Origin of the sequence: Nocardioides jiangxiensis, from assembly GCF_030580915.1 — a bacterium.
GTDB lineage: Bacteria > Actinomycetota > Actinomycetes > Propionibacteriales > Nocardioidaceae > Nocardioides > Nocardioides jiangxiensis.
Window position 1 is genome coordinate 37,669 of the sequence record NZ_JAUQTA010000002.1, and the last position, 19,161, is coordinate 56,829.

A 19,161-nucleotide genomic window follows, 5' to 3' on the forward strand; every position below is an offset into this window, starting at 1 on the left:
ACTCCCGTGAAGGTGACGGTGATCGGCTGCTCGGGGTCCTACCCGGGTCCTGAGGCTCCCGCGAGCTGCTACCTGGTCGAGGCAGACGACCAGGACGGCCGCACGTGGCGCATCCTCCTGGACCTCGGCAGTGGTGCGCTCGGCGAGCTGCACAACCACGCTGACCCGCTCGCCATCGACGGCATCTTCGTCAGCCACCTGCACGCCGACCACTGCCTCGACCTGTGTGGCTACTACGTGCTGCGCAAGTACCACCCGACCGGTCCCGCGCCCCGGATCCCGTGCTGGGGTCCGTCCGACACCGACCGCCGCATGGCCAAGGCCTACGACCTGGACGAGGACCCGGGGATGAACGAGGAGTTCGACTTCCGGACCTACGACGGTCCGGTCTCCTTCGGTCCGTTCACCGTGACCGCGACCCCCGTCTACCACCCCGTGGAGGCCTTCGCGCTCCGGGTCGAGGCCGATGGCCGGGCCCTGGTCTACAGCGGTGACACCGACGTCTGCGACTCCCTCGTCGAGGCCGCGCGCGGCGCCGACCTCTTCCTGGCCGAGGCCGCCTTCCGGGAGTGCGACGACAACCCGCCGGGCATCCACATGACCGGCCGGCAGGCCGCCGAGGTCGCCCTCAAGGCCGGTGTCGAGGCGCTCGTGCTGACCCACGTGCCCGCCTGGCACGACAGCAGCCACGCGATGACCGAGGCCGCCGAGCTCTGGTCCGGTCCGCTGCACCTGGCCGCCAAGGGCGCGGTCTACGAGGTCTGAGTGACCGTCCCTCGCCTGGCGCGCGAGCTGGAGCTCCAGCCGCACCCCGAAGGCGGCTGGTACCGCGAGACGTGGCGCTCGCCCGTCTCCGTGACGCTGCCCGACGGGCGCGTGCGCGCCACCGCGACGTTGATCCACTTCCTGCTCCCGGCGGGTGAGAGCTCGGCGTGGCACCGGGTCGGCTCCGACGAGCTGTGGATCGCCCACACCGGTGTCGTGGGGCTGGAGCTCGGTGGCGCCGGTCAGCGGCCCGCGACCGAGGCGTCGTACGCCGTGGGGGTGGACGTCTCCGCCGGCCAGCGGACCCAGGTGCTGGTGCCTGCCGGCGTGTGGCAGCGCACCGTCCCGGGAGAGGCCGACGCGCTGGTGAGCTGCCTGGTCTCGCCCGGCTTCGACTTCGCCGACTTCGAGCTGGCCTGAGCGGTCGGGCTGGCCTGAGTGGTCAGATCAGGCCGGCGTCGTGGACGCAGATGGCGATCTGCACGCGGTTGGTGGTGCCGAGCTTGTCGAAGAGCCTGCCGACGTGGGCCTTCACGGTGGGCACCGAGAGGAAGAGCTCCTTGGCGATCTCCGCGTTGGAGAGGCCACGGCCGACCGCGAGGGCGACCTCGCGCTCGCGCTCGGTGAGGGAGGCGAGCCGGGCCAGGGCGGCGTCCGCCCGGGCCTCGGCCGGATGCGCCGAGCTGTCGGAGGCCTCCGTGCGGATCTGCCGGATCAGCGATGCCGTCGCGGACGGCGAGAGCATCGGGTCGCCCGCCGCCACCTGCCGGATGGCAGTGACGATCTCGGCGGGCGGCGTGTCCTTGAGCAGGAAGCCGTCCGCACCGGCGGCGACGGCGGTGGTGACGTACTCGTCGGCGTCGAACGTGGTCAGCACGATGACGCGTGGCGGCGCGGGCCTCGCGTGGAGCCGGCGGGTCGCCTCCAGACCGTCCATCACCGGCATGCGGATGTCCATGAGCACGACGTCGGGCGTGGTGGAGTGGCACAGGGCGAGCGCCTCCTCGCCGTTGCTGGCCTCGCCGACGAGCTCGATGTCCGGCTGCCCGCCGATCATCAGGCCGAGCGCCGACCGCACCAGCGCATCGTCGTCGACCAGCGCCACGCGGATCGTCTGACCGCTCACTTCTCCCACGGAACCCACCCCCGGATCACCCACGACGACATCTCCCTGCCGGCGTCCAGTCTGCCGCCCGCGAGCTCCGCCCGCTCACGCAGGCCCACCAGGCCGAGTCCGGCCCCCGGCGTACCGGAGGAGGCGAAGCCGAGGGGGTTGCGGATCACCAGGGTCAGTCCGTCGTGCGGGTTGCCGGAGACGGAGACCTTCACGGAGGCGCCCGGCGCGTGCTTGCGGGAGTTGGTCAGTGCCTCCTGCACGATCCGGTACGCCGTGCGCCCTGCCAGCTCGGGGACGTCACCCTCGACATCGGTCTCCAGCGTGACGCTCGCTCCGTTGGCGGCCTCGTCGGCCACCAGCGAGGCCAGGTCGCCGAAGGTGGGCTGGGGCCGGTCGAGCGGCGCGCCGCTGGCGGGGTCGCGCAGGACGCCGAGCACGGACCGCAGGTCGGCGAGGGCCTCGTTGGCGTTGGCCTGGATCACGCCGACCTGCTCGCGCAGCTGCTCGGCGGTGAGGTCCTCGCGGAACATCACCGCATTGGCCCGCATCGAGATCTGCGAGATCCGGTGGGCGAGGACGTCGTGCATCTCGCGTGCGATGCGGGAACGCTCCGCGCCGCGAGCCTGGTCGGCGCGACGCTCCTGCTCGGCTGCGGCCTGCGCGACCTCGGCCCGGAGACGCGCCAGCAGCTCGCGGCGGGAGCCGATGTAGAGGCCCCAGCCGAGGATGGCGGTCGTCGCGACGAGGTTGACGACGATGTCGAGCCACCAGGTGTCCTGGTGCTGCTGCGGCTCGATCTTGGTGAAGGCGATCCCGGCGCTGAAGCTGACCAGACCGACGAGCGCGATCTCGCGATAGACGCGCCGGGAGGCGAGGGAGACCGCGGCGAGCACGGCCGGTCCGGCGGCGAGGCCCGACACGGCGGCTGCCGCGTTGAGCAGGAGCGCAGTGGAGAGGGGACTGCGGCGCCGGAACGCGACAGCCACGTAGGCGACCGACCCGACCCCGAGGTCGAGCCACCACAGGCCGCGGTGGTGGTCCCACTGGTTGCCGAAGACACTGCCCCAGCCGATCGCCGAGATGACCAGGCACAGGACGTAGCGCCACACGTGGGAGCGCCGCGTCAGCGGCGGTGAGGGGAAGTCGACCGGCACACGCTCAGGCTAGGGGAGCCGGCCGCGCCACCGGACCAGACCCGGGACGTAGACGTGCGACGACTTTGGTAGGGGCGATGTCGCGACCTCGGGTCGATGTCGCCCGCCCTCCGGGACGGCACGCTTGCTTGCATGATCAAGGTTGAGAACCTCACCAGGACGTACGGCGCCTACACGGCCGTCGATGACGTCAGCTTCGTGGCCCGACCGGGCCGCGTGACCGGCTTCCTCGGTCCCAACGGTGCCGGAAAGACCACCACGATGCGGATCATGGTGGGCCTCAGCGCTCCCACGAGCGGCAGCGTGACCATCGGCGGCCACCGGTACGCCGACATCCCGAACCCCGGGCTGCACGTCGGCGTCCTCCTCGACGCGACCGCCCAGCACGCGGGCCGCACGGGCCGTGAGGTCCTCACGCTCGCCGCGCGGACGATGGGCCTCCCGGACACGCGGGTCGACGAGATGCTGGCGCTGGTCGGCCTCACCCCGGAGGAGGCGAAGCGCAAGGTGCGCAACTACTCCCTGGGCATGCGACAGCGCCTCGGTCTCGCCAACGCCCTCCTCGGCGATCCGCAGATCCTGATCCTCGACGAGCCCGCGAACGGCCTCGACCCGGCGGGCATCCGGTGGATGCGCGGCCTCCTCAAGTCGTACGCCGAGCGCGGCGGCACGGTGCTCCTCTCCAGCCACCTCCTCAACGAGGTCCAGCTGATCGCCGACGACATCGTGATGATCGGCCGCGGCAGGATCGTGGCCCAGGGCACCCCCGAGTCGCTGCTGAGCCGGACCGGCACGTTCGTCCGGGCCGCGGAGACCGAGGAGCTGCTGGCAGCCCTGGCCGAGCACGGGGTCGCCGTCACGCCGGTCGGTGACGGCCACCGTGCCGACACCGAGGCGCTCGTCGTCGGCAAGCTCGCCGCCGAGCGCCAGATCACCCTCATCGAACTCCGTCCCGCTGACGGTGGCCTCGAGGACCTCTTCCTCGAGCTGACCGCCGACACCCAGCGCGACGCCACGGAAGGAGCGCTGGCATGAGCGCCGTTCTCGACGGGACCGCCGCCGGCGTCCTCGACATCTCCGCCACCCGACCGGTCCCGTTCAGCCGCCTGGTCCGGGTCGAGCTCCGCAAGATGGTCGACACCAGCGCCGGGTTCTGGGTGCTGGTGGCGACCGCGGTCATCACCGCCCTGGTGATGGTGATCCAGACGGCCGTGGGTGCCAGCCAGGACCTGGACCTGACCTACCGTTCGTTCGCCGCCGGGGCCAACATCCCGATGGGTGTCTTCCTCCCCGTGCTCGGCATCATGTCGGTGACCAGCGAGTGGGGGCAGCGCACCGCGCTCACGACGTTCACGCTGACCCCGCACCGGGGACGCCTGGTCGCGGCGAAGTTCGCCAACACGCTGATCCTCGCTGTCGCCGCGGTCGTCATCGGCCTGGCGCTCGGCGCGCTCGCCACGTTCGTGTCGAGCGCACTCGTCGGGTACGACGCGGGCTGGGACCTGAGCCTGGGCGACGCCGCCGCCTTCATGCTGCTGCACGTGCTCGGCCTCGCCACGGGCTTCGCCTTCGGTGCGCTGCTGCTCAACACCGCCGGTGCGATCGTCCTCTACTTCGTCTACTCCTTCGTGCTGCCGGGCCTCTTCGAGCTCGGTGCGAGCCTGATCGGCTGGTTCGGGGACATCCGGCCCTGGATCGACTTCAGCAACGCACAGGGTCCGCTCATGCAGGGTGGCATCACCGGTGAGCAGTGGGCCCAGCTCGGGGTCTCGAGCCTGCTGTGGTTCTTCCTGCCGCTCGCGCTGGGCCTGCGCCGCGTTCTCCGCGCCGAGGTGAAGTAGTTCATCCAGGGTTGCGCGACGCGCCACCCGTACCTCTCCGCCACGTACCCCGTGCCGCCACGCTGGCGGCATGGGGTACGTGCGCTTCGCAGCACTCGGTGACTCGGTGACCCACGGCGTCGGTGACGCCGTCCCGACCGGCTGGCGGGGGTGGGCCCGGATCCTCGCCGACGCCCTCGGCGAGACCCACGACATCTCCTTCTGCAACCTCGCCGTCAGCGGGGCGGTCGTGGCCGACGTACGCCACCGGCAGCTGCCCGAGGCGCTTGCCCACCAGCCCGACATCGCCTCGCTGATCGTGGGCATCAACGACACGATGCGCTCGACCTGGCACCGGGAGCGGATCCGGCGTGAGCTGCTCGAGACGGCCGACGCGCTGCACGGCGCCGGTGCCGTCCTCCTGACGGTGCGCTTCCACGACCACGGGCGGGTCTTCGGGCTGCCCGCTGTGCTGCGCCGGCCGCTCTACGCCCGGATCGCCTTCCTCAACGAGGTCTACGACGAGATCCACGCGACCTACGGCGGCATCCGGGTCGACCTCGCCGAGCAGCCCGAGGTCTTCGAGCGCGCGTTCTGGTCCATCGACCGCCTGCACCCCTCCGAGCTCGGCCACCGCTCGCTCGCGCGGTGCTTCGGCGCGGGCCTGAACGAGCTCGGCCTGGCGCATCCGCTGCCCGGCGGTGACCGGTCCGGCGGCTATGTGCCGAACTGGCGCACCGACCTGCAGTGGATGGTCACCGAGGGCGTGCCGTGGTTCGGCCGCCGGGCGAGGGACCTCGGCCCCTGGGCGGCGCGGCTGGCGATGACCGAGGCACGGGGGCTCGCGCAGCGTCCGGTCCTCCCTGCGCGCCTGGCCGCACCCCGCCTTCCCGCCGTACGCCGCGGGGTGCTGGTCGGAGCGGCGCTCGACGAGGCCGTCGCGTCCTGAGCTGTCAGCGGCGCTCGGTAGGGTCAGCGCCATGACTTCTGAGCTTTCCGGGGGACGCGCCGACGGCAGGGCCGACGACCAGCTCCGCGACATCACGATCACGCGCAACTGGCTGGACCACCCGGCGGGCTCGGTGCTCGTCGAGTTCGGCAAGACCCGCGTCCTGTGCGTCGCCTCGGCCTCCGAGGGCGTGCCGCGGTGGCGCAAGGGCTCCGGCCTCGGCTGGGTGACGGCGGAGTACGCGATGCTCCCGGGCTCCACCCACACCCGCTCCGACCGTGAGTCGACGAAGGGTCGCGTGGGCGGCCGCACCCACGAGATCTCCCGCCTGATCGGCCGGTCGCTGCGCGCGGTCATCGACTACCAGGCGCTCGGCGAGAACACGATCAACCTCGACTGCGATGTCCTGCAGGCCGACGGTGGCACCCGCACGGCCGCGATCACCGGTGCCTACGTCGCGCTGGCCGACGCGGTCCGGGCGCTCGGTGTCGAGAAGGCGCTGACCGGCTCCGTCGCCGCCGTCTCGGTCGGGATCATCGACGGCGTGCCGCGCCTCGACCTCCCCTACGAGGAGGACGTCCGCGCCGAGACCGACATGAACATCGTGATGACCGGTGACGGCAGGTTCGTCGAGGTGCAGGGCACGGCCGAGGGCGTCGCCTTCGACCGCGCGGAGCTCGATGCGCTGCTCGCCCTCGGCGAGAAGGGCTGTGCCGACCTCACCGCGCTGCAGAAGGCCGCGCTCGGTGCCTGACCCCGTCGACGCGGCTCCCCAGGTCTTCCTGGCCACCCGCAACGCCAAGAAGCTCGGCGAGCTGCGGCGCATCCTCGCGCCGCTCGTCGCGGGCATCGAGGTGCTCGGGCTCGACGACGTCGCTCCCTACGACGAGCCGGTGGAGGACGCACCGACCTTCGAGGGCAACGCCCTGGTGAAGGCCCGTGCCGGCGTGCTGGCCACCGGCCTGCCGTCGCTCGCCGACGACTCGGGCATCTGCGTGGACGCGCTCAACGGGATGCCCGGCGTGCTGTCGGCCCGGTGGTCCGGGCAGCCGAAGTCGGACGAGCGCAACAACGCCCTCCTCCTCGACCAGCTCGCCGACGTGCCCGACGAGCGTCGCGGTGCCCACTTCGCGTGCGCCCTCGCCTTCGCCTACCCGGTCGGCGACGGGGGAGTGGCCGAGGAGGTCGTCACCGGCGAGATGCACGGTCGCGTCGCGCGGTCGCTGAGTGGCACGGGTGGCTTCGGCTACGACGTGCTCTTCGTGCCGGACGGCCACGACGTGACCTCGGCCGAGCTGACCCCGGAGGAGAAGGACGCGATCTCGCACCGCGGCCACGCCCTGCGGGCGATCGCGCCCCTCGTCGTCGACGTGCTGGCCGGCCTGTGAAGTCGGTGCTGTGAGCGCCACCCTCGTCGTCAAGGACCTCGCAGGCGGTCACGCCCACCGCACGCTCTTCGAGGGGCTCTCCCTGACGGTCGCGCCGGGTGACGTCGTCGGCGTCGTCGGTGCCAACGGGGCGGGCAAGTCGACGCTCCTCCGGCTCCTCGCCGGCGTCGACGAGCCGCTCGGCGGCACCGTCTCGACCGCGCCCAACGACGCGTTCGTCGGATGGCTGCCGCAGGAGCACGAGCGGCTCGAGGGCGAGACCGTCCTGGCCTACCTCGCGCGCCGCACCGGGTGCGCCCAGGCGACCGCCGCGATGGAGGCCACCGCCGAGGCACTCGGATCCGGCGAGCCCGGCGCCGACGACGCCTACGCCGCCGCCTTCGACCACTGGATCGCCACCGGCGCGCCCGACCTCGAGGACCGCGTGCCCGCGGTGCTGGCCGAGCTCGGGCTCGAGGTGAGCGCCGATGCCCTGATGACCTCGCTCTCGGGCGGGCAGGCCGCCCGCGCGGCGCTGGCCGCGCTGCTGCTGAGCCGCTTCGACGTCGTCCTCCTCGACGAGCCGACCAACGACCTCGACCTGGCCGGACTCGAGCGGCTCGAGGGGTTCGTGACGGGGCTGCGGCAGGGCGTCGTACTCGTCTCGCACGACCGTGAGTTCCTCGCCCGCTGCGTCACCCGCATCGTGGAGCTCGACCTCGCGCAGCACAAGGTCGCCGTCTACGACGGCGGCTACGACGCGTTCCTCGAGGAGCGGGCCATCGCGCGGAGGCACGCGCGTGAGGCGTACGAGGAGTTCGCCGACAAGAAGGCCGACCTCGTGGCCCGGGCGCGGGTGCAGCGCGAGTGGAGCTCGCAGGGCGTCCGCAACGCGATGAAGAAGAGTCCCGACAACGACAAGGTCCGGCGCAAGGCGCAGTCGGAGTCGTCGGAGAAGCAGGCGCAGAAGGTGCGCCAGATGGAGTCGCGGATCGCGCGCCTCGAGGAGGTCGAGGAGCCGCGCAAGGAGTGGCAGCTCCAGTTCTCCATCGCGGCTGCGCCGCGCTCGTCGGCCGTGGTCGCGACCCTCAACGACGCAGCGATCTCCTTCGGCGACTACACGCTGGGACCGGTCTCGCTCCAGGTCAACGCCCGCGACCGGATCGGCATCGTGGGCCCCAACGGTGCGGGCAAGTCGACGTTGCTCCAGCTGCTGCTGGGTCGGCTCGCGCCGACGACGGGGACGGCATCACGGGGAGCGAGTGTCGCCGTCGGCGAGATCGACCAGGCCCGTAGCGGCCTCGACGAGTCCCGTCCGCTCGGAGCCGCCGTCGAGGCGGTCCTGCCGGAGATGACGCCCGCGGACATCCGCACCCTGCTGGCCAAGTTCGGTCTCAAGGCCGCGCAGGTCGAGTCGCTGGTCGGCCGGCTCTCGGCGGGGGAGCGGACACGGGCCGCGATGGCGCTGCTGCAGGCGCGGGGCGTGAACCTCCTCGTGCTCGACGAGCCGACCAACCACCTCGACCTGCCCGCCATCGAGCAGCTCGAGGAGGCCCTGGACGCCTACGACGGGGCCCTGCTGCTGGTCACCCACGACCGTCGGCTGCTCGACAACGTCCGTCTCGACGAGCGCTGGCAGGTCGAGGCCGGCCGCGTGTCCCTCCTCTGACCCCGGGAGTCCCCGTTGTTCCTCCGCACCCGTCTCGCCCGCACGCTGCTCCGGGTCACCCGCTGGAAGCTCGTCGGGAGCGTGCCGCAGCGCGGCATCCTCGTCGGCGCCCCGCACACCTCCAACTGGGACTTCATCGCGATGCTCGCCATCGCGTGGAGCAGTGGCGTCCAGCCCCAGGTGCTGGTGAAGGAGTCCTTCTTCCGAGGCCCGCTCGGCCCGGTGCTGCGAGCCCTGGGCGGCATCCCGCTCGACCGGGCCAACCCGGGCGACGCGATCCGCGCGATGCTGGCCGGGGCCGACGACTCGTTCCTGCTCTGCATCGCGGCCGAGGGGACCCGGTCGAAGGGGGAGTTCTGGAAGCCGGGCTTCCTGCGGATCGCGCAGCAGACCGGGCTCCCGGTCTCGATGGGCTTCGTCGACGGCCCCACGCGCACGATGGGGATGGGGTCGACGTTCGTCCCGTCCGGGGACGTCGTCGCCGACATGGACGTGGTGCGCGCCTTCTACGCCGACAAGCGCGGCTTCCGGCCGGAGAACCGCACCGAGCCGCGGCTCCGTGAGGAGTCGCAGGGCTGACAGCCGGCCGACGGAAGCTCCTTGGCAGCCCGTGACAAGGAGCCTCCGTCGAGATCACGTGCGCCCGGTGAGATTCGAACTCACACTGGACGGCACCTAAAGCCGTTGCCTCTGCCGTTGGGCTACGGGCGCGCAGCCGTCAGTCTAGGGACAGTGCTCAGGCGTCGAGGCCCAGGTCGCGCCGGAGCTTGGCGACGTGGCCGGTGGCCTTCACGTTGTACTGCGCGACGACGACGGTGCCCTCCTCGTCGACGACGATCGTCGAACGGATGACACCCTCGACGACCTTGCCGTAGAGCTTCTTCTCGCCGTACGCCGCGTAGGCCCGGTGCACCGCGAGGTCGGTGTCGGAGGCGAGCGTGATGGTCAGGTGGTCGCGCTCGCGGAACTTCGCGAGCTTCTCGACCTTGTCCTTCGAGACGCCGATGACCTCGTAGCCGGCACCGCGCAGCGAGGCGATGTTGTCGCTGAAGTCGCACGCCTGCTTGGTGCAGCCCGGGGTCATCGCCGCCGGGTAGAAGTAGACGATGACCTTGCGTCCCCGCAGGTCCGACAGGGTGACGGTGCTGCCGTCGTCCGTCGGGAGGGTGAAGTCGGGAGCGGTATCGCCGGGCTGGAGTCGGGTCGCGGTCATGGTCGGAACGGTAGCGGGAACTGCGGCGTGGCCGAACTGCGTCACGGGTACCGCACGGCGCCGTCACACGAGCATGACCGTGCGGTAGCGTCCGCAGCGGGGATGCGTGCCCGCGCCAGCGGGCCACATGAGGAGGAGGTGGAGCGTGGACCTGCGCACGTACGTGGGCGTACTGCTCCGTAACTGGGTCCTGATCCTGCTCGCCATCGTCCTCGGCCTCGCGGCGGCCGGTGCCGTCGCCCTCTTCGGCACCTCGCGCTACACCTCGACCGCCCGGATCCTGTTCAGCGCGTCCCAGGTCGACACCGGACAGGACCTCGCCTACGCCGGCAACTACGTCCAGTCGCGCATGCAGACCTACAAGGGTCTCGCGACCACGCCCGCCGTCCTCGACAAGGTGATCGACGAGCTCGACCTCGACACCACGCCGGCCGAGCTGGCCAAGCAGATCTCTGTCGAGACGAGCCAGATCGACACGCTGATCGGCGTGACGGCGGAGTCGACGGACAAGCGGGAGGCCGCCAGGATCGCCGACTCCGTGTCGACGCAGCTGATCGGCGCGGTTGTCGGTGTCGAGAACTCCGGGGCCTCCGACAAGGAGCCCGGCGTCCGCGGCGTCGTCGTCGGTCGCGCGGTCGTCGCGAAGAGCCCGTCGTCGCCGGACGTCCCGGTCGACCTGCTGGCAGGCCTGCTGCTGGGTGCGTTCGTCGGTGTGGGTGCGGTGACCGCACGCCACCTGCTGCGTGACCCGGAGTCGGCGTGAACATCGGGACCAAGGTGCAGCCACCCCTGGAGTCGCCGGCGCCCGAAGGGGCGAGCCGCGTCATCACGACGCTGAAGGCCTCGGGCTGGATGTACTCCTCGCGTGCCCTGGTCTTCGTGTGGGCGCTGCTGATCACCCACACCTTCGGCATCCAGGCGTACGGGCTCTACGCGATGGCGTTCGCGGCAGGCTCCTTGCTCGGCGTTCCCCTCGACAGCTACTTCACGACGCGTGGCCCGCGCGTCGCCCGTGAGGTCTTCCTCCGCGAGCGGACCACCCGCGCGATCTTCGGCTTCGCGCTGATCGTGCTCGGCGTCATCGCGTGGCCCTTCTCGATCATCGCCGGTTTCGCCGTGATCAAGGCGGGCAGTGACGTCGCCTTCCAGGCTTCACGCAGCTCCCTCATCCGCGACGGCCAGCCCGACCGTGCCCAGCGTGCCGACGCGATCCGCCAGGTGCTCGGCATGCTGCTGGGCAGCACCTACCTGCTGCTGGCCCAGCAGCCCGACCTGCGACTCGGTGCGGCGCTCTACCTCACCGGCACGGCGCTGCCGGTCCTCCTCGGCCTGCAGGCGATGGTGCACGCGCGGCCGTCGTTCCCGGAGATCACCACACGGTCCTTCGTCATCCTGGCCGAGTCGGCGCTCGGCGTCGCGTACGTGCAGTGCGAGGTGCTGCTCCTCGGCGTGCTGGGCCACATGGGCGGAGCGGGCTACTACTCCTTCGGCGCGACGCTGGTGTGGTCGCTGGCGGCCCTCGGCCAGTCGTTCGGTACGACCTTCCACGGCTCGCTGCGGGCGTCGAACGGCGACATCAGCGGGGGCCCCCAGCTGCGCACGGCGGTCTTCCTGTCCGTGGCCACGGCGTCCGCGCTCGGGTTGTTCGCGCTCGCGGCGTACCTCTTCGAGGGTGAGACCTCGCTCTGGCTGACGTTCGCGATCCTCGCGCCGGTGAGCTTCCTGCGCACGCTCAGCAGCGTGGCGACCGTCGTCCTCGTCCTCCAGCACCGCGACCGGTTCCGCCTGAGCGTCACCGCGGTGGCGATCACGATCAAGGTCGGGATGGTCGTGCTGCTGAGCGGCTTCGGAGGACCGGGCGCGGCGATCGCGTTCCTGGTCGCGGACATGGTGATGTCGGGCGCCTACTCGTACGCCGTCTACGGCGGCCGCGCCGCCCGCCCCGCGGTGGCGTGAGCCGGGTCGAGCCCGTGGTGCCCGCCTCTGCGGAGCGCCCGCGACACCGGATCGCCTTCCTGCTGGGCAAGGACCCGGCGCTCGCACGCGGCGGCGACGTCACGCTCTTCACGCTGCTGCGCAGGATCGCCGACGAGCGGCACGAGACCTCGGTGATCTGCCTCAGCGAGGAGCCCGACCGCGTGGACCCGGACACGGTCCGTGTCGCCAAGCCGCCGGTGGCCCTGCCCCGGACCGCGGCTCGCGCGCTGGTGCACCGACGGAGCCTCGTGCACGAGCGCTTCGACGTCGACGGTCTGGTCGACGCGGTGGAGGCGGCCGGTGCGGACCGGGTCGTCGCGGTGCACTCCTACCTCGCCGAGCCGTACCTGCGGGCCCGTGATGCAGATCCGGCACGCCTGCTCGTGTCCACGGAGGTCTCCGAGGCGCCGGTGTGGCGGTCACGGGGTCTCGCTGGGCGCATCGAGGCACGACGCATCGAGCGCGACGAGCTGCGCATCGCACGTACGGCGCGGGCGATCGCCGGCTACGACGCCAGCGAGATGGAGGCCAGGCGGTCGCTGGGCATCGACGCCCGCTGGCTGCCGCTGACCCTCCCGCCGGCCCCTCCCGTCGACGTCGCGGCGTCGGCGCCGCGGCTGGTGCTGCTCGGCAACCGGCACTGGCCGCCCAACGCACGGGCGGTCGACCGGATGCTGGCCTGGTGGCCCTCGATCGCGCGCGGGATCCCGGGCGCCGAGCTCTGGCTGGTGGGACCACGCCCCGACGGGCCGAAGGTCGTGCTGCCGGGGGTGGTCGACCACGGCGAGGTGCGTGACGTCGCGCCCCTTCTCGCCGGCTGCCGTGCCATGGTGGCTCCCGTGGCGGTCGGTGGCGGTGTGCGGGTCAAGGTGCTCGAGGCTGCCGCGCGCGGGCTCCCGGTCGTCACGAGCCCGGCCGGCGTGGGCTCGATCGAGTCGCTGCTCGGGCTGGACCCGGTGCCGGACGACGGCTTCGTCGCGCGCTGTCGGGACCTGCTCGGCGACGCCTCCGTGGCAGCCGGGGAGGGTGCGCGCCTGCACGCGACCAACGAGGCGCTGTGGACCGGCCGGAGGGGTCGGGACGCCGTGCTGGACTGGCTGGACGCATGAGCACGGCTTCCCTGCAGCGCGGCCTGGCTGCGGCGCGTCCGCGGTCCGTCGGTGACCTGGTCGTCCTGGCCGCGATCGTGGTCGGCGTACCCGTCCTCGTGCTCGGCATGGCCCTGGGCGGTCCGACGGTGCAGCTGCTCATCATCGCTGCACTCGCGGTGCTTGTCGCCGCCTGGGTGACCACGGTCCACCCGCGGGTCACGCTCGGTGCCTTCGCGCTCGTCCTCGGCCTGGTCCCGTACGCCAAGCTGCCGGGCACGGAGGCGCCACTGATCCTCGTGCTCGCCGTGGGGAGCTGGGTGGCGATCGCCTTCCTCCCCGGGGTGCGGTTCACGATCGGCTATCCCGAGGTCCTGCTCGGGATCTTCGCGGCCGTCGCCGCCATCTCCTTCCTCGTCACCAGCCCGAGTGCGGACTCCGTCCTCGAGTACGTCTCGTGGCTGGCCGCGACGTCGGTCGTCGTGCCGATGCGCCTGCTGACCCGTGAGGCCCGTCGGGTCGTGGTCGGTGCCCTGGTCGCCGGCGCTGCGGTCGCGGCGGTCGCCGGTGTCCTGCTCCTGCGCTACGACCCGCTGGGCTACTTCCTCGCCCGGCTGACCGTCATCGGCTACCACGCGGGCGGCGGCAACGCGCAGTACGTCCCGGGCGTCGAGTCCAACACGCTCCGCCTCACCGGCACGTACGTCGAGCCGAACATCGCGGGCCTGATCCTCGCGGCAGGCGTGCTGCTCGCCGTGGCGGCGTACCGGGGGTGGCTGCGGGTCGTCCTCGTCGCCGTGATCGGCGCCGGCCTGGCGCTCACGCTGAGCAGGTCGGCGCTCGGCACCGTGGTGGTGGCGCTCGGCCTGGTCGTGCTCCTGGGGCGTGGGCGGCAGCGGGTGTGGCTCGCGGGGACCGGCGTGGCAGCGGCGCTGGCGGTGCTGGCGACCCCGGTGCTGCGGGCCCGGATCTTCTCCTCCTTCGGCGAGCACGACACCGGTTCGCAGGCGCGTGCTCTGGCGTTCAGCGACTACGCGTCCTCCGTGCAGGGCCACTGGCTGTGGGGACTGGGCTGGGACCGTCCGGAGTACCGCTCGCAGTCGATCGGCCAGACGGTCAACTTCGTCGCCAACGCCCCGCTGCTCACCGTCTACCGGGGCGGCGTGATCCTCGGTGCCGTGGCGGTGCTGATCCTGCTGGTGCTGGTCGTCCGCGCCGGGCTGCAGGCGCGCGCAGGCTTCGAGGCCGCCGTGCTGGCCTGTGGCGTCGCCGGCTTCGCCCTCGTGGCGCTGCAGCTGGACTTCCCCGTGGTCATCCAGCACCCCGCCACCGCCGTCTTCTCGGTGCTCGTGGGGCTCTCGATCGGCCGACCGGTGACGGATGACGACGTCGAACCGGCCGCGGTGCAGCCCGAGGGGGCGTCGTGACCGCGGCCGACCCCGTGCAGGCGCCGACCCGCGCGGGCCACTACCTCGGCGGCCTGGAGGGCATCCGGGGCCTCGCCTGCCTCGGCGTCATCAGCGCGCACTCGTGGATGCACTGGGCGCCCGACACGACCCCGGGCGGGTTGGCGCAGTCGATGGCGCTGGGCCTGGTCCTCTTCTTCGCGATGTCCGGCCTGCTGATCTCTCTGCCGTTCATCCGCGACATCGCGCGCGGCGAGCGTCGCACCGACGTACGCCGGTTCGCGCTGCGGCGGGTGGCGCGGGTCTTTCCCGGCTATGTCGTGATCTTCCTGCTGAGCTCCTTCGTCCTGCAGTCGGTCTACCTGGGCAACGCCGTCGTGGTCGGCCGTGAGGCGAGCGCCGCGGGCGCGGGCATGATGACCGATCCGGTCGACCTGCTCGCGAACCTCACGCTGGTCCACACGTTCTTCCCGGCCACGATCCAGACCGGCATCAACCCGTCGTGGTCGCTGACGTCGGAGCTCTGCTTCTACGCGCTGCTGCCGCTGCTCCTGCTGCCGCTGGTCCGGTGGGGTGGCGGGTTCCGCCGGCGGGCGTTCTGGCTCGCGACGCTCCCGGGCCTGCTCTTCGTGGCGGTCGGCCTCGTCGCCCGGCTGGTGGGGGAGGAGTGGTGGCGCCACACGCCGGGCATGTCGGCGCTGACGGCCGAGTTCGGTCCCAACGGCATCGCGGTGCTGACCCGCAGCCTGCTCGCCATCGCGGACAACTTCGGCGTCGGCATGCTGGTCGCGGTGGTCTTCGTCTGGATGGAGCGGGGGCACCTCGCCTGGCTCACCCGGCGTCGGCTCTTCCTCGTAGGCACCCCGGTCGCGGCGGTCGGGGGAGTGCTCACCCTGTGGTCGGCGGACCGGCACCCCTGGTTCGTGACCGCGGCCATGGGGCTGACGGCCGGCGTGATGCTGCTCGTGCTCGTGGAGCCGACCGCCCGGCGCACGTCGTCAGGGATCGTACGAGTCTTCAGCGCCAGGCCGCTCGAGCACGTCGGGACCATCTCGTTGAGCGCGTACCTGTGGCACTACCCGGTGCTCCTGCTGGTCTCCCGACTCGATGCCCACGTCCCGCTCGTCGGAGGTGACGACGCCCTCACCATGGTCTGGGCCCCGGTCCTCGTCGCGACGGGCTCGATCCTGCTCGGCACCCTCACGTACCGCCTCGTGGAGAAGCCGGCGATGGACTGGTCGGGGCGTCGTTGACGACCACAAGACGGAAAGCGACTGTTTCCAACAGGGAAGCCGCTAGCCTCGCCCCCGTGACGAACTCGGGTGCCCCGCTCAAGGTGGCGATCGCCCACGACTACCTGACGCAGCGCGGCGGCGCTGAGCGCGTCGTGCTGGCGATGGCACGCGCCTTCCCTGCGGCGACGATCCACACGACGCTCTACGACCGGGCCGAGACCTTCCCCGAGTACGCCGACCTCGACGTGCGCACCTCGTGGCTCAACCGCTGGCGCTTCTTCCGCCGGAACCACCGTGCCGCGCTGCCCCTGCTGCCCTTCGCTGCGTCGTCGCTCGACATCGACGCCGACGTGGTGCTGGTCAGCAGCAGTGGCTGGGCCCACGGCGTGCGCACCCGCGGCCGCAAGCTCGTCTACTGCTACACGCCGGCGCGCTGGCTGCACCAGTCCTCGCGCTACCTCGGTGACCACCCGGGCTTCCTGGAGTCGCTGATCCTCTTCGTGCTGCGTCCGTTCCTGAAGATCTGGGACCGACGGGCGGCGCGCGAGGCGTCGGCGTACATCGCGATCTCCAACCTGGTCCAGGACCGGATCCAGGCGGCGTACGGGATCAGCTCGACGGTGCTGCCCGCTCCCTGGCCGGACACGCGCAGCCATGCCTCCGAGCCGATGGCGGACGTGGAGGGCTGGCTCGGTGGGGCGCCGTACGAGCTCTGCGTCTCTCGTCTGCTGCCCTACAAGAACGTCCGCTCCGTCGTCGCCGCGTACGCCGACGAGCCGCAGCGCCGCCTCGTCGTCGTCGGTCGTGGCCCGGAGGAGGAGGCGCTGCACGAGCTGGCCGGTGACAACGTCCTCTTCCTGCAGAACATCTCGGACGGGCAGCTGGCCTGGCTGTACCGCGGCTGTACGGCGCTGATCGCGATCAGCTACGAGGACTTCGGGCTCACCCCGCTGGAGGCGGCGTCGTTCGGTCGCCCGAGCGTCGTGCTGCGCTGGGGCGGCTTCCTCGAGACGCAGGTGGAGGGCGTGAGCGCGGTCTTCGTCGACCAGCCGACCCCGGAGGCGGTCCGGTCCGGGCTGGCCGAGATGGACGCGACCGACTGGGACGCGGACGCGATCCGCGCCCACGCGGACCGCTTCGGCGAGGAGGTCTTCGTCCAGGCCCTCCGCGAGGCGGTGGCCGCCGTCGCCGCGCAGCCCTCGTCCCGGACCTCCGACGAAGGTGTCGCGTAGTAACCTCCCCCTCGTGACCAACATGCGCGAGATCGAGCAGGAGATCGAGGCGACCCGTGAGCGCCTCGCCGGCACCATCGACCAGCTCGTCTACCGGGCCCACCCGAAGACGATCGCGAACCGGCAGGCGACGGCGGTGAAGGCGACCTTCGTCGACCTGGAGACCGGCGCCCCGCGCACCGACAACATCCTCAAGGTCGTCGGTGGCGTCGCGAGTGTGGTCGCTGCGTTCGTGGTGATCCGCAAGATCTCGCGCCGTTGACCCCTCGCGTGACCCCGGCCGGTGACAAGACGCCGGTCAAGATGCTCCACGACCGGATCCTGGTCGAGCTCGACCGCGACGCGGGGGAGCGGCGTTCCTCCGGCGGCATCGTCATCCCGGCCACTGCTGCGATGGGCGGCAGGCGCCTGGTCTGGTCGCGGGTGACCGCGGTCGGTCCGCAGGCGCGCGCCGTGGAGGCGGGCGACCGGGTGCTCTTCGATCCCGAGGACAAGGCCGAGGTCGAGGTCCACGGCGAGGTCTACGTCGTGCTCCGCGAGAAGGACGTGCACGCCGTCGCCGCGGACCGGCTCGGCGAGGCGGAGACGGGCCTCTACCTCTGACGGGACGACGAACGCCGCGCCCCTGTGGGACGCGGCGTTCGCGCTGTCGGGAGCGGGTCAGTCCTGGCGGCCCTTGAAGTCGTCCATCGTCTTGTGGATGCCGACGATCTTGCCGACGACGAGGTCGCGCAGGCCCGTGGGCAGCAGGCCCTTGAGCGCCTCGTTGACCAGGACGGTCTTGGGCAGGACGACGAACGGCGTGCCCTTGCGCATCGCCTTCCACACCTCGTTGACGACGTGGTCGGGCTCGAGCAGCGGGACCAGGAGGCCCGACTTCGCGCCGTCGAACATGCCGGTCTTCACGTAGTAGGGGCAGACGGTCGTGACCTTGAGCTGCTTGTGGCCCGCCTGCTCGAGCTCGAGTCGCACGGAGTCGGAGAAGCCGATCGCTCCCCACTTGGACGCCGCGTAGGCCGCCATGCGCGGGTTGCCGACGAAGCCGGCCGAGCTGGCCACGTTGACCAGGCGGCCCTCCTTGCCCCCCTCGATCATCGCGGGGAGGAAGGCCCGCGTGATGAACATCGGCGCGAGCGTGTTGATCTTCATCGTGAACTCGGTGTCGGCGACGCTGTCGGTCTCCCAGAAGTACTTGTTGCCGCGGACCACGCCCGCGTTGTTGATCAGCACGTCCGGAACGCCGACCTGGTCGAGCACGAGGGCCGCGTTGGCCTCGATCGCGTGGCGGTCGGAGACGTCGACGAGGTAGCTGTGCACCTCGGTCGCGCCCGCCGCCTGCTTGAGCTGGTCCACGGTCTCGGCGAGCGCGGTGCGGTTGATGTCCCACAGGACCACCGCGAGGGCGCCCTCGGCGACCGCGCGCTCGGCGTACAGCTTGCCCATGCCCATCGCGGCGCCGGTGATGAGGACGATCTTGCCTTCGACGTTCTTCATGACGGTGATCGTAGGGCTCGGGCCGGGGGCGTGGGGAAGGTGTCTGGGGCGTGGCGAGGGCCTCCGTGACGCAGGCAACGCGACCCCGATTTCACCCTTCGCTCGTTCGCTGCTAACGTTTACCTCGCTTCAAGCGCGCGCCATTAGCTCAATTGGCAGAGCAGCTGACTCTTAATCAGCGGGTTCGGGGTTCGAGTCCCTGATGGCGTACAAGATGAGGGCCTGACCAGCAGAAATGCGGTCAGGCCCTCAGTCATTTCCGGTGCCCTGCTCAGCTGTGGCCCCGGTCGTCCCCGGCGCCGTTCGGGTCCGGTCACCGTCCGGGAGCGCGCGTCACGAGGCGCTCGGCTCCCCGTGCTGGCCGACCGTGCCGACCCGGGCCAGCTCGGACACCGTGCCGTCGAGGCGGTGCATGAACACGATGGCGAGGCCGAGGTCGTCGGCGAGGTCGAGCATGTGGGCGACGGCCGCGTCGGCGTCGCCGTGACCATCGACGTGCTCGCGGCCGCGGCGGCACTCGAACGTGCCGTCATGGAGCTCGTGGACGCGCAGGAACCAGGCCATCGGGTACTCCTCTCCTCTGCGGTGACCATCGGGACGCAGCCAGATTACCTCGACTTGAAAACCTGTTCATCTTGTTGAGTCTTCAAGTAGGAAGCCCTTGGTCGACGGCAC

General features: G+C 71.6%; 22 protein-coding genes, 2 tRNA genes and 1 pseudogene. 19 read left to right on the forward strand and 6 right to left on the reverse strand.

What is annotated here, in order from left to right; genetic code table 11:
* The first annotated feature begins 6 nt into the window (after positions 1–6).
* Together Q5722_RS11495 and Q5722_RS11500 are read left to right on the forward strand one after the other, a co-directional pair.
* On the forward strand, positions 7–765 hold the full coding sequence (locus tag Q5722_RS11495) for an MBL fold metallo-hydrolase (RefSeq protein ID WP_305028411.1): 759 nt from the start codon (positions 7–9) through the stop codon (positions 763–765).
* Entirely contained in the window at positions 766–1,185 is a 420-nt protein-coding gene (locus Q5722_RS11500) for a cupin domain-containing protein (RefSeq protein ID WP_305028412.1), read from the forward strand.
* Between the two features lie 22 nt (positions 1,186–1,207).
* Here the strand turns inward: Q5722_RS11500 and Q5722_RS11505 are convergent, their stop codons facing one another.
* A complete protein-coding gene (locus Q5722_RS11505) occupies positions 1,208–1,891 on the reverse strand; it encodes a response regulator (RefSeq protein ID WP_305028413.1) in 684 nt (227 codons plus the stop codon).
* Positions 1,888–3,036 (reverse strand): sensor histidine kinase, encoded by a 1,149-nt coding sequence (locus Q5722_RS11510; RefSeq protein ID WP_305028414.1) that lies wholly within the window; start codon positions 3,034–3,036, stop codon positions 1,888–1,890. Before Q5722_RS11510 ends, Q5722_RS11505 begins: the two co-directional genes overlap by 4 nt.
* 132 nt (positions 3,037–3,168) lie before the next feature.
* On the opposite strand from Q5722_RS11510, the gene Q5722_RS11515 reads away from it, so the two are divergent.
* The 8 genes and pseudogenes from Q5722_RS11515 to Q5722_RS11545 all read left to right on the forward strand — a co-directional run bounded on the left by Q5722_RS11515 (position 3,169) and on the right by Q5722_RS11545 (position 9,420).
* Positions 3,169–4,071, forward strand: coding sequence for an ABC transporter ATP-binding protein (locus Q5722_RS11515; protein WP_305028415.1), 903 nt, complete (start codon positions 3,169–3,171; stop codon positions 4,069–4,071).
* Positions 4,068–4,877 (forward strand): ABC-2 transporter permease, encoded by an 810-nt coding sequence (locus tag Q5722_RS11520; protein WP_305028416.1) that lies wholly within the window; start codon positions 4,068–4,070, stop codon positions 4,875–4,877. The genes Q5722_RS11515 and Q5722_RS11520 overlap by 4 nt, the downstream gene beginning before the upstream one ends.
* A 70-nt stretch (positions 4,878–4,947) precedes the next feature.
* Positions 4,948–5,805: an SGNH/GDSL hydrolase family protein gene (locus tag Q5722_RS11525; protein ID WP_305028417.1), complete on the forward strand. Its 858-nt coding sequence runs from the start codon at positions 4,948–4,950 to the stop codon at positions 5,803–5,805.
* Positions 5,806–5,836: 31 nt separating this feature from the next.
* The gene (rph, locus tag Q5722_RS11530; protein WP_305028419.1) at positions 5,837–6,559 is read left to right on the forward strand and encodes a ribonuclease PH; all 723 of its coding nucleotides are present in this window, start codon (positions 5,837–5,839) and stop codon (positions 6,557–6,559) included.
* Positions 6,552–7,193, forward strand: coding sequence for an RdgB/HAM1 family non-canonical purine NTP pyrophosphatase (gene rdgB, locus Q5722_RS11535; protein WP_305028420.1), 642 nt, complete (start codon positions 6,552–6,554; stop codon positions 7,191–7,193). The genes rph and rdgB overlap by 8 nt, the downstream gene beginning before the upstream one ends.
* A gap of 79 nt (positions 7,194–7,272) precedes the next feature.
* Positions 7,273–7,752: pseudogene (locus Q5722_RS14970) on the forward strand (ATP-binding cassette domain-containing protein); the annotation flags it as partial.
* A gap of 399 nt (positions 7,753–8,151) precedes the next feature.
* A complete protein-coding gene (locus Q5722_RS14975) occupies positions 8,152–8,841 on the forward strand; it encodes an ATP-binding cassette domain-containing protein (RefSeq protein WP_439652499.1) in 690 nt (229 codons plus the stop codon).
* Between the two features lie 15 nt (positions 8,842–8,856).
* On the forward strand, positions 8,857–9,420 hold the full coding sequence (locus Q5722_RS11545; RefSeq protein WP_305028422.1) for a 1-acyl-sn-glycerol-3-phosphate acyltransferase: 564 nt from the start codon (positions 8,857–8,859) through the stop codon (positions 9,418–9,420).
* A 59-nt stretch (positions 9,421–9,479) separates the two neighbouring features.
* On the opposite strand, the gene Q5722_RS11550 is transcribed toward Q5722_RS11545, so the two are convergent.
* Positions 9,480–9,552, reverse strand: a tRNA-Leu gene (locus Q5722_RS11550).
* A 25-nt stretch (positions 9,553–9,577) separates the two neighbouring features.
* A complete protein-coding gene (gene bcp, locus Q5722_RS11555; RefSeq protein WP_305028423.1) occupies positions 9,578–10,054 on the reverse strand; it encodes a thioredoxin-dependent thiol peroxidase in 477 nt (158 codons plus the stop codon).
* Between the two features lie 145 nt (positions 10,055–10,199).
* Here bcp and Q5722_RS11560 point away from each other — a divergent pair, with 145 nt between their 5' ends.
* From Q5722_RS11560 to Q5722_RS11595, 8 genes are read left to right on the forward strand one after another with little or no spacing between them, the layout of a single operon-like run.
* Positions 10,200–10,817: a YveK family protein gene (locus Q5722_RS11560; RefSeq protein ID WP_305028424.1), complete on the forward strand. Its 618-nt coding sequence runs from the start codon at positions 10,200–10,202 to the stop codon at positions 10,815–10,817.
* Positions 10,814–12,010 (forward strand): lipopolysaccharide biosynthesis protein, encoded by a 1,197-nt coding sequence (locus tag Q5722_RS11565; RefSeq protein WP_305028425.1) that lies wholly within the window; start codon positions 10,814–10,816, stop codon positions 12,008–12,010. The genes Q5722_RS11560 and Q5722_RS11565 overlap by 4 nt, the downstream gene beginning before the upstream one ends.
* Before the next feature lie 17 nt (positions 12,011–12,027).
* Positions 12,028–13,140: a glycosyltransferase gene (locus Q5722_RS11570; protein WP_305028426.1), complete on the forward strand. Its 1,113-nt coding sequence runs from the start codon at positions 12,028–12,030 to the stop codon at positions 13,138–13,140.
* Complete coding sequence (locus Q5722_RS11575; RefSeq protein WP_305028427.1) at positions 13,137–14,546, forward strand: O-antigen ligase family protein; 1,410 nt, start codon at positions 13,137–13,139, stop codon at positions 14,544–14,546. The genes Q5722_RS11570 and Q5722_RS11575 overlap by 4 nt, the downstream gene beginning before the upstream one ends.
* The gene (locus Q5722_RS11580) at positions 14,543–15,778 is read left to right on the forward strand and encodes an acyltransferase family protein (protein WP_305028428.1); all 1,236 of its coding nucleotides are present in this window, start codon (positions 14,543–14,545) and stop codon (positions 15,776–15,778) included. The genes Q5722_RS11575 and Q5722_RS11580 overlap by 4 nt, the downstream gene beginning before the upstream one ends.
* Positions 15,779–15,834: 56 nt before the next feature.
* Positions 15,835–16,992, forward strand: coding sequence for a glycosyltransferase (locus Q5722_RS11585; protein ID WP_305028429.1), 1,158 nt, complete (start codon positions 15,835–15,837; stop codon positions 16,990–16,992).
* A gap of 22 nt (positions 16,993–17,014) precedes the next feature.
* Entirely contained in the window at positions 17,015–17,254 is a 240-nt protein-coding gene (locus Q5722_RS11590) for a DUF3618 domain-containing protein (protein WP_305029062.1), read from the forward strand.
* 41 nt (positions 17,255–17,295) lie between these two features.
* Positions 17,296–17,595 (forward strand): GroES family chaperonin, encoded by a 300-nt coding sequence (locus tag Q5722_RS11595; RefSeq protein WP_305029063.1) that lies wholly within the window; start codon positions 17,296–17,298, stop codon positions 17,593–17,595.
* Positions 17,596–17,652: 57 nt separating this feature from the next.
* Here the strand turns inward: Q5722_RS11595 and Q5722_RS11600 are convergent, their stop codons facing one another.
* Positions 17,653–18,486 carry an SDR family oxidoreductase gene (locus tag Q5722_RS11600; protein WP_305028430.1) on the reverse strand — a complete coding sequence of 278 codons (834 nt, stop codon included), beginning with the start codon at positions 18,484–18,486 and terminating at the stop codon, positions 17,653–17,655.
* Positions 18,487–18,623: 137 nt separating this feature from the next.
* Here Q5722_RS11600 and Q5722_RS11605 point away from each other — a divergent pair.
* A tRNA-Lys gene (locus Q5722_RS11605) sits at positions 18,624–18,696 on the forward strand.
* 123 nt (positions 18,697–18,819) lie between these two features.
* On the opposite strand, the gene Q5722_RS11610 is transcribed toward Q5722_RS11605, so the two are convergent.
* Entirely contained in the window at positions 18,820–19,050 is a 231-nt protein-coding gene (locus Q5722_RS11610; protein WP_305028431.1) for a hypothetical protein, read from the reverse strand.
* Between the last annotated feature and the right edge of the window lie 111 nt (positions 19,051–19,161).

Excerpts from the sequence above, each read along its gene's own strand:
- Q5722_RS14975 (WP_439652499.1), top strand. The coding sequence starts at position 8,152 with ATGGAGTCGCGGATCGCGCGCCTCGAGGAGGTCGAGGAGCCGCGCAAG.
- Q5722_RS11515 (WP_305028415.1), top strand. The coding sequence starts at position 3,169 with ATGATCAAGGTTGAGAACCTCACCAGGACGTACGGCGCCTACACGGCC.
- Q5722_RS11595 (WP_305029063.1), top strand. The coding sequence starts at position 17,296 with ATGCTCCACGACCGGATCCTGGTCGAGCTCGACCGCGACGCGGGGGAG.
- Q5722_RS11520 (WP_305028416.1), top strand. The coding sequence starts at position 4,068 with ATGAGCGCCGTTCTCGACGGGACCGCCGCCGGCGTCCTCGACATCTCC.
- Q5722_RS11590 (WP_305029062.1), top strand. The coding sequence starts at position 17,015 with ATGCGCGAGATCGAGCAGGAGATCGAGGCGACCCGTGAGCGCCTCGCC.
- Q5722_RS11600 (WP_305028430.1), bottom strand. The coding sequence starts at position 18,486 with ATGAAGAACGTCGAAGGCAAGATCGTCCTCATCACCGGCGCCGCGATG.
- Q5722_RS11525 (WP_305028417.1), top strand. The coding sequence starts at position 4,948 with ATGGGGTACGTGCGCTTCGCAGCACTCGGTGACTCGGTGACCCACGGC.
- bcp (WP_305028423.1), bottom strand. The coding sequence starts at position 10,054 with ATGACCGCGACCCGACTCCAGCCCGGCGATACCGCTCCCGACTTCACC.
- rph (WP_305028419.1), top strand. The coding sequence starts at position 5,837 with ATGACTTCTGAGCTTTCCGGGGGACGCGCCGACGGCAGGGCCGACGAC.
- Q5722_RS11575 (WP_305028427.1), top strand. The coding sequence starts at position 13,137 with ATGAGCACGGCTTCCCTGCAGCGCGGCCTGGCTGCGGCGCGTCCGCGG.
- Q5722_RS11610 (WP_305028431.1), bottom strand. The coding sequence starts at position 19,050 with ATGGCCTGGTTCCTGCGCGTCCACGAGCTCCATGACGGCACGTTCGAG.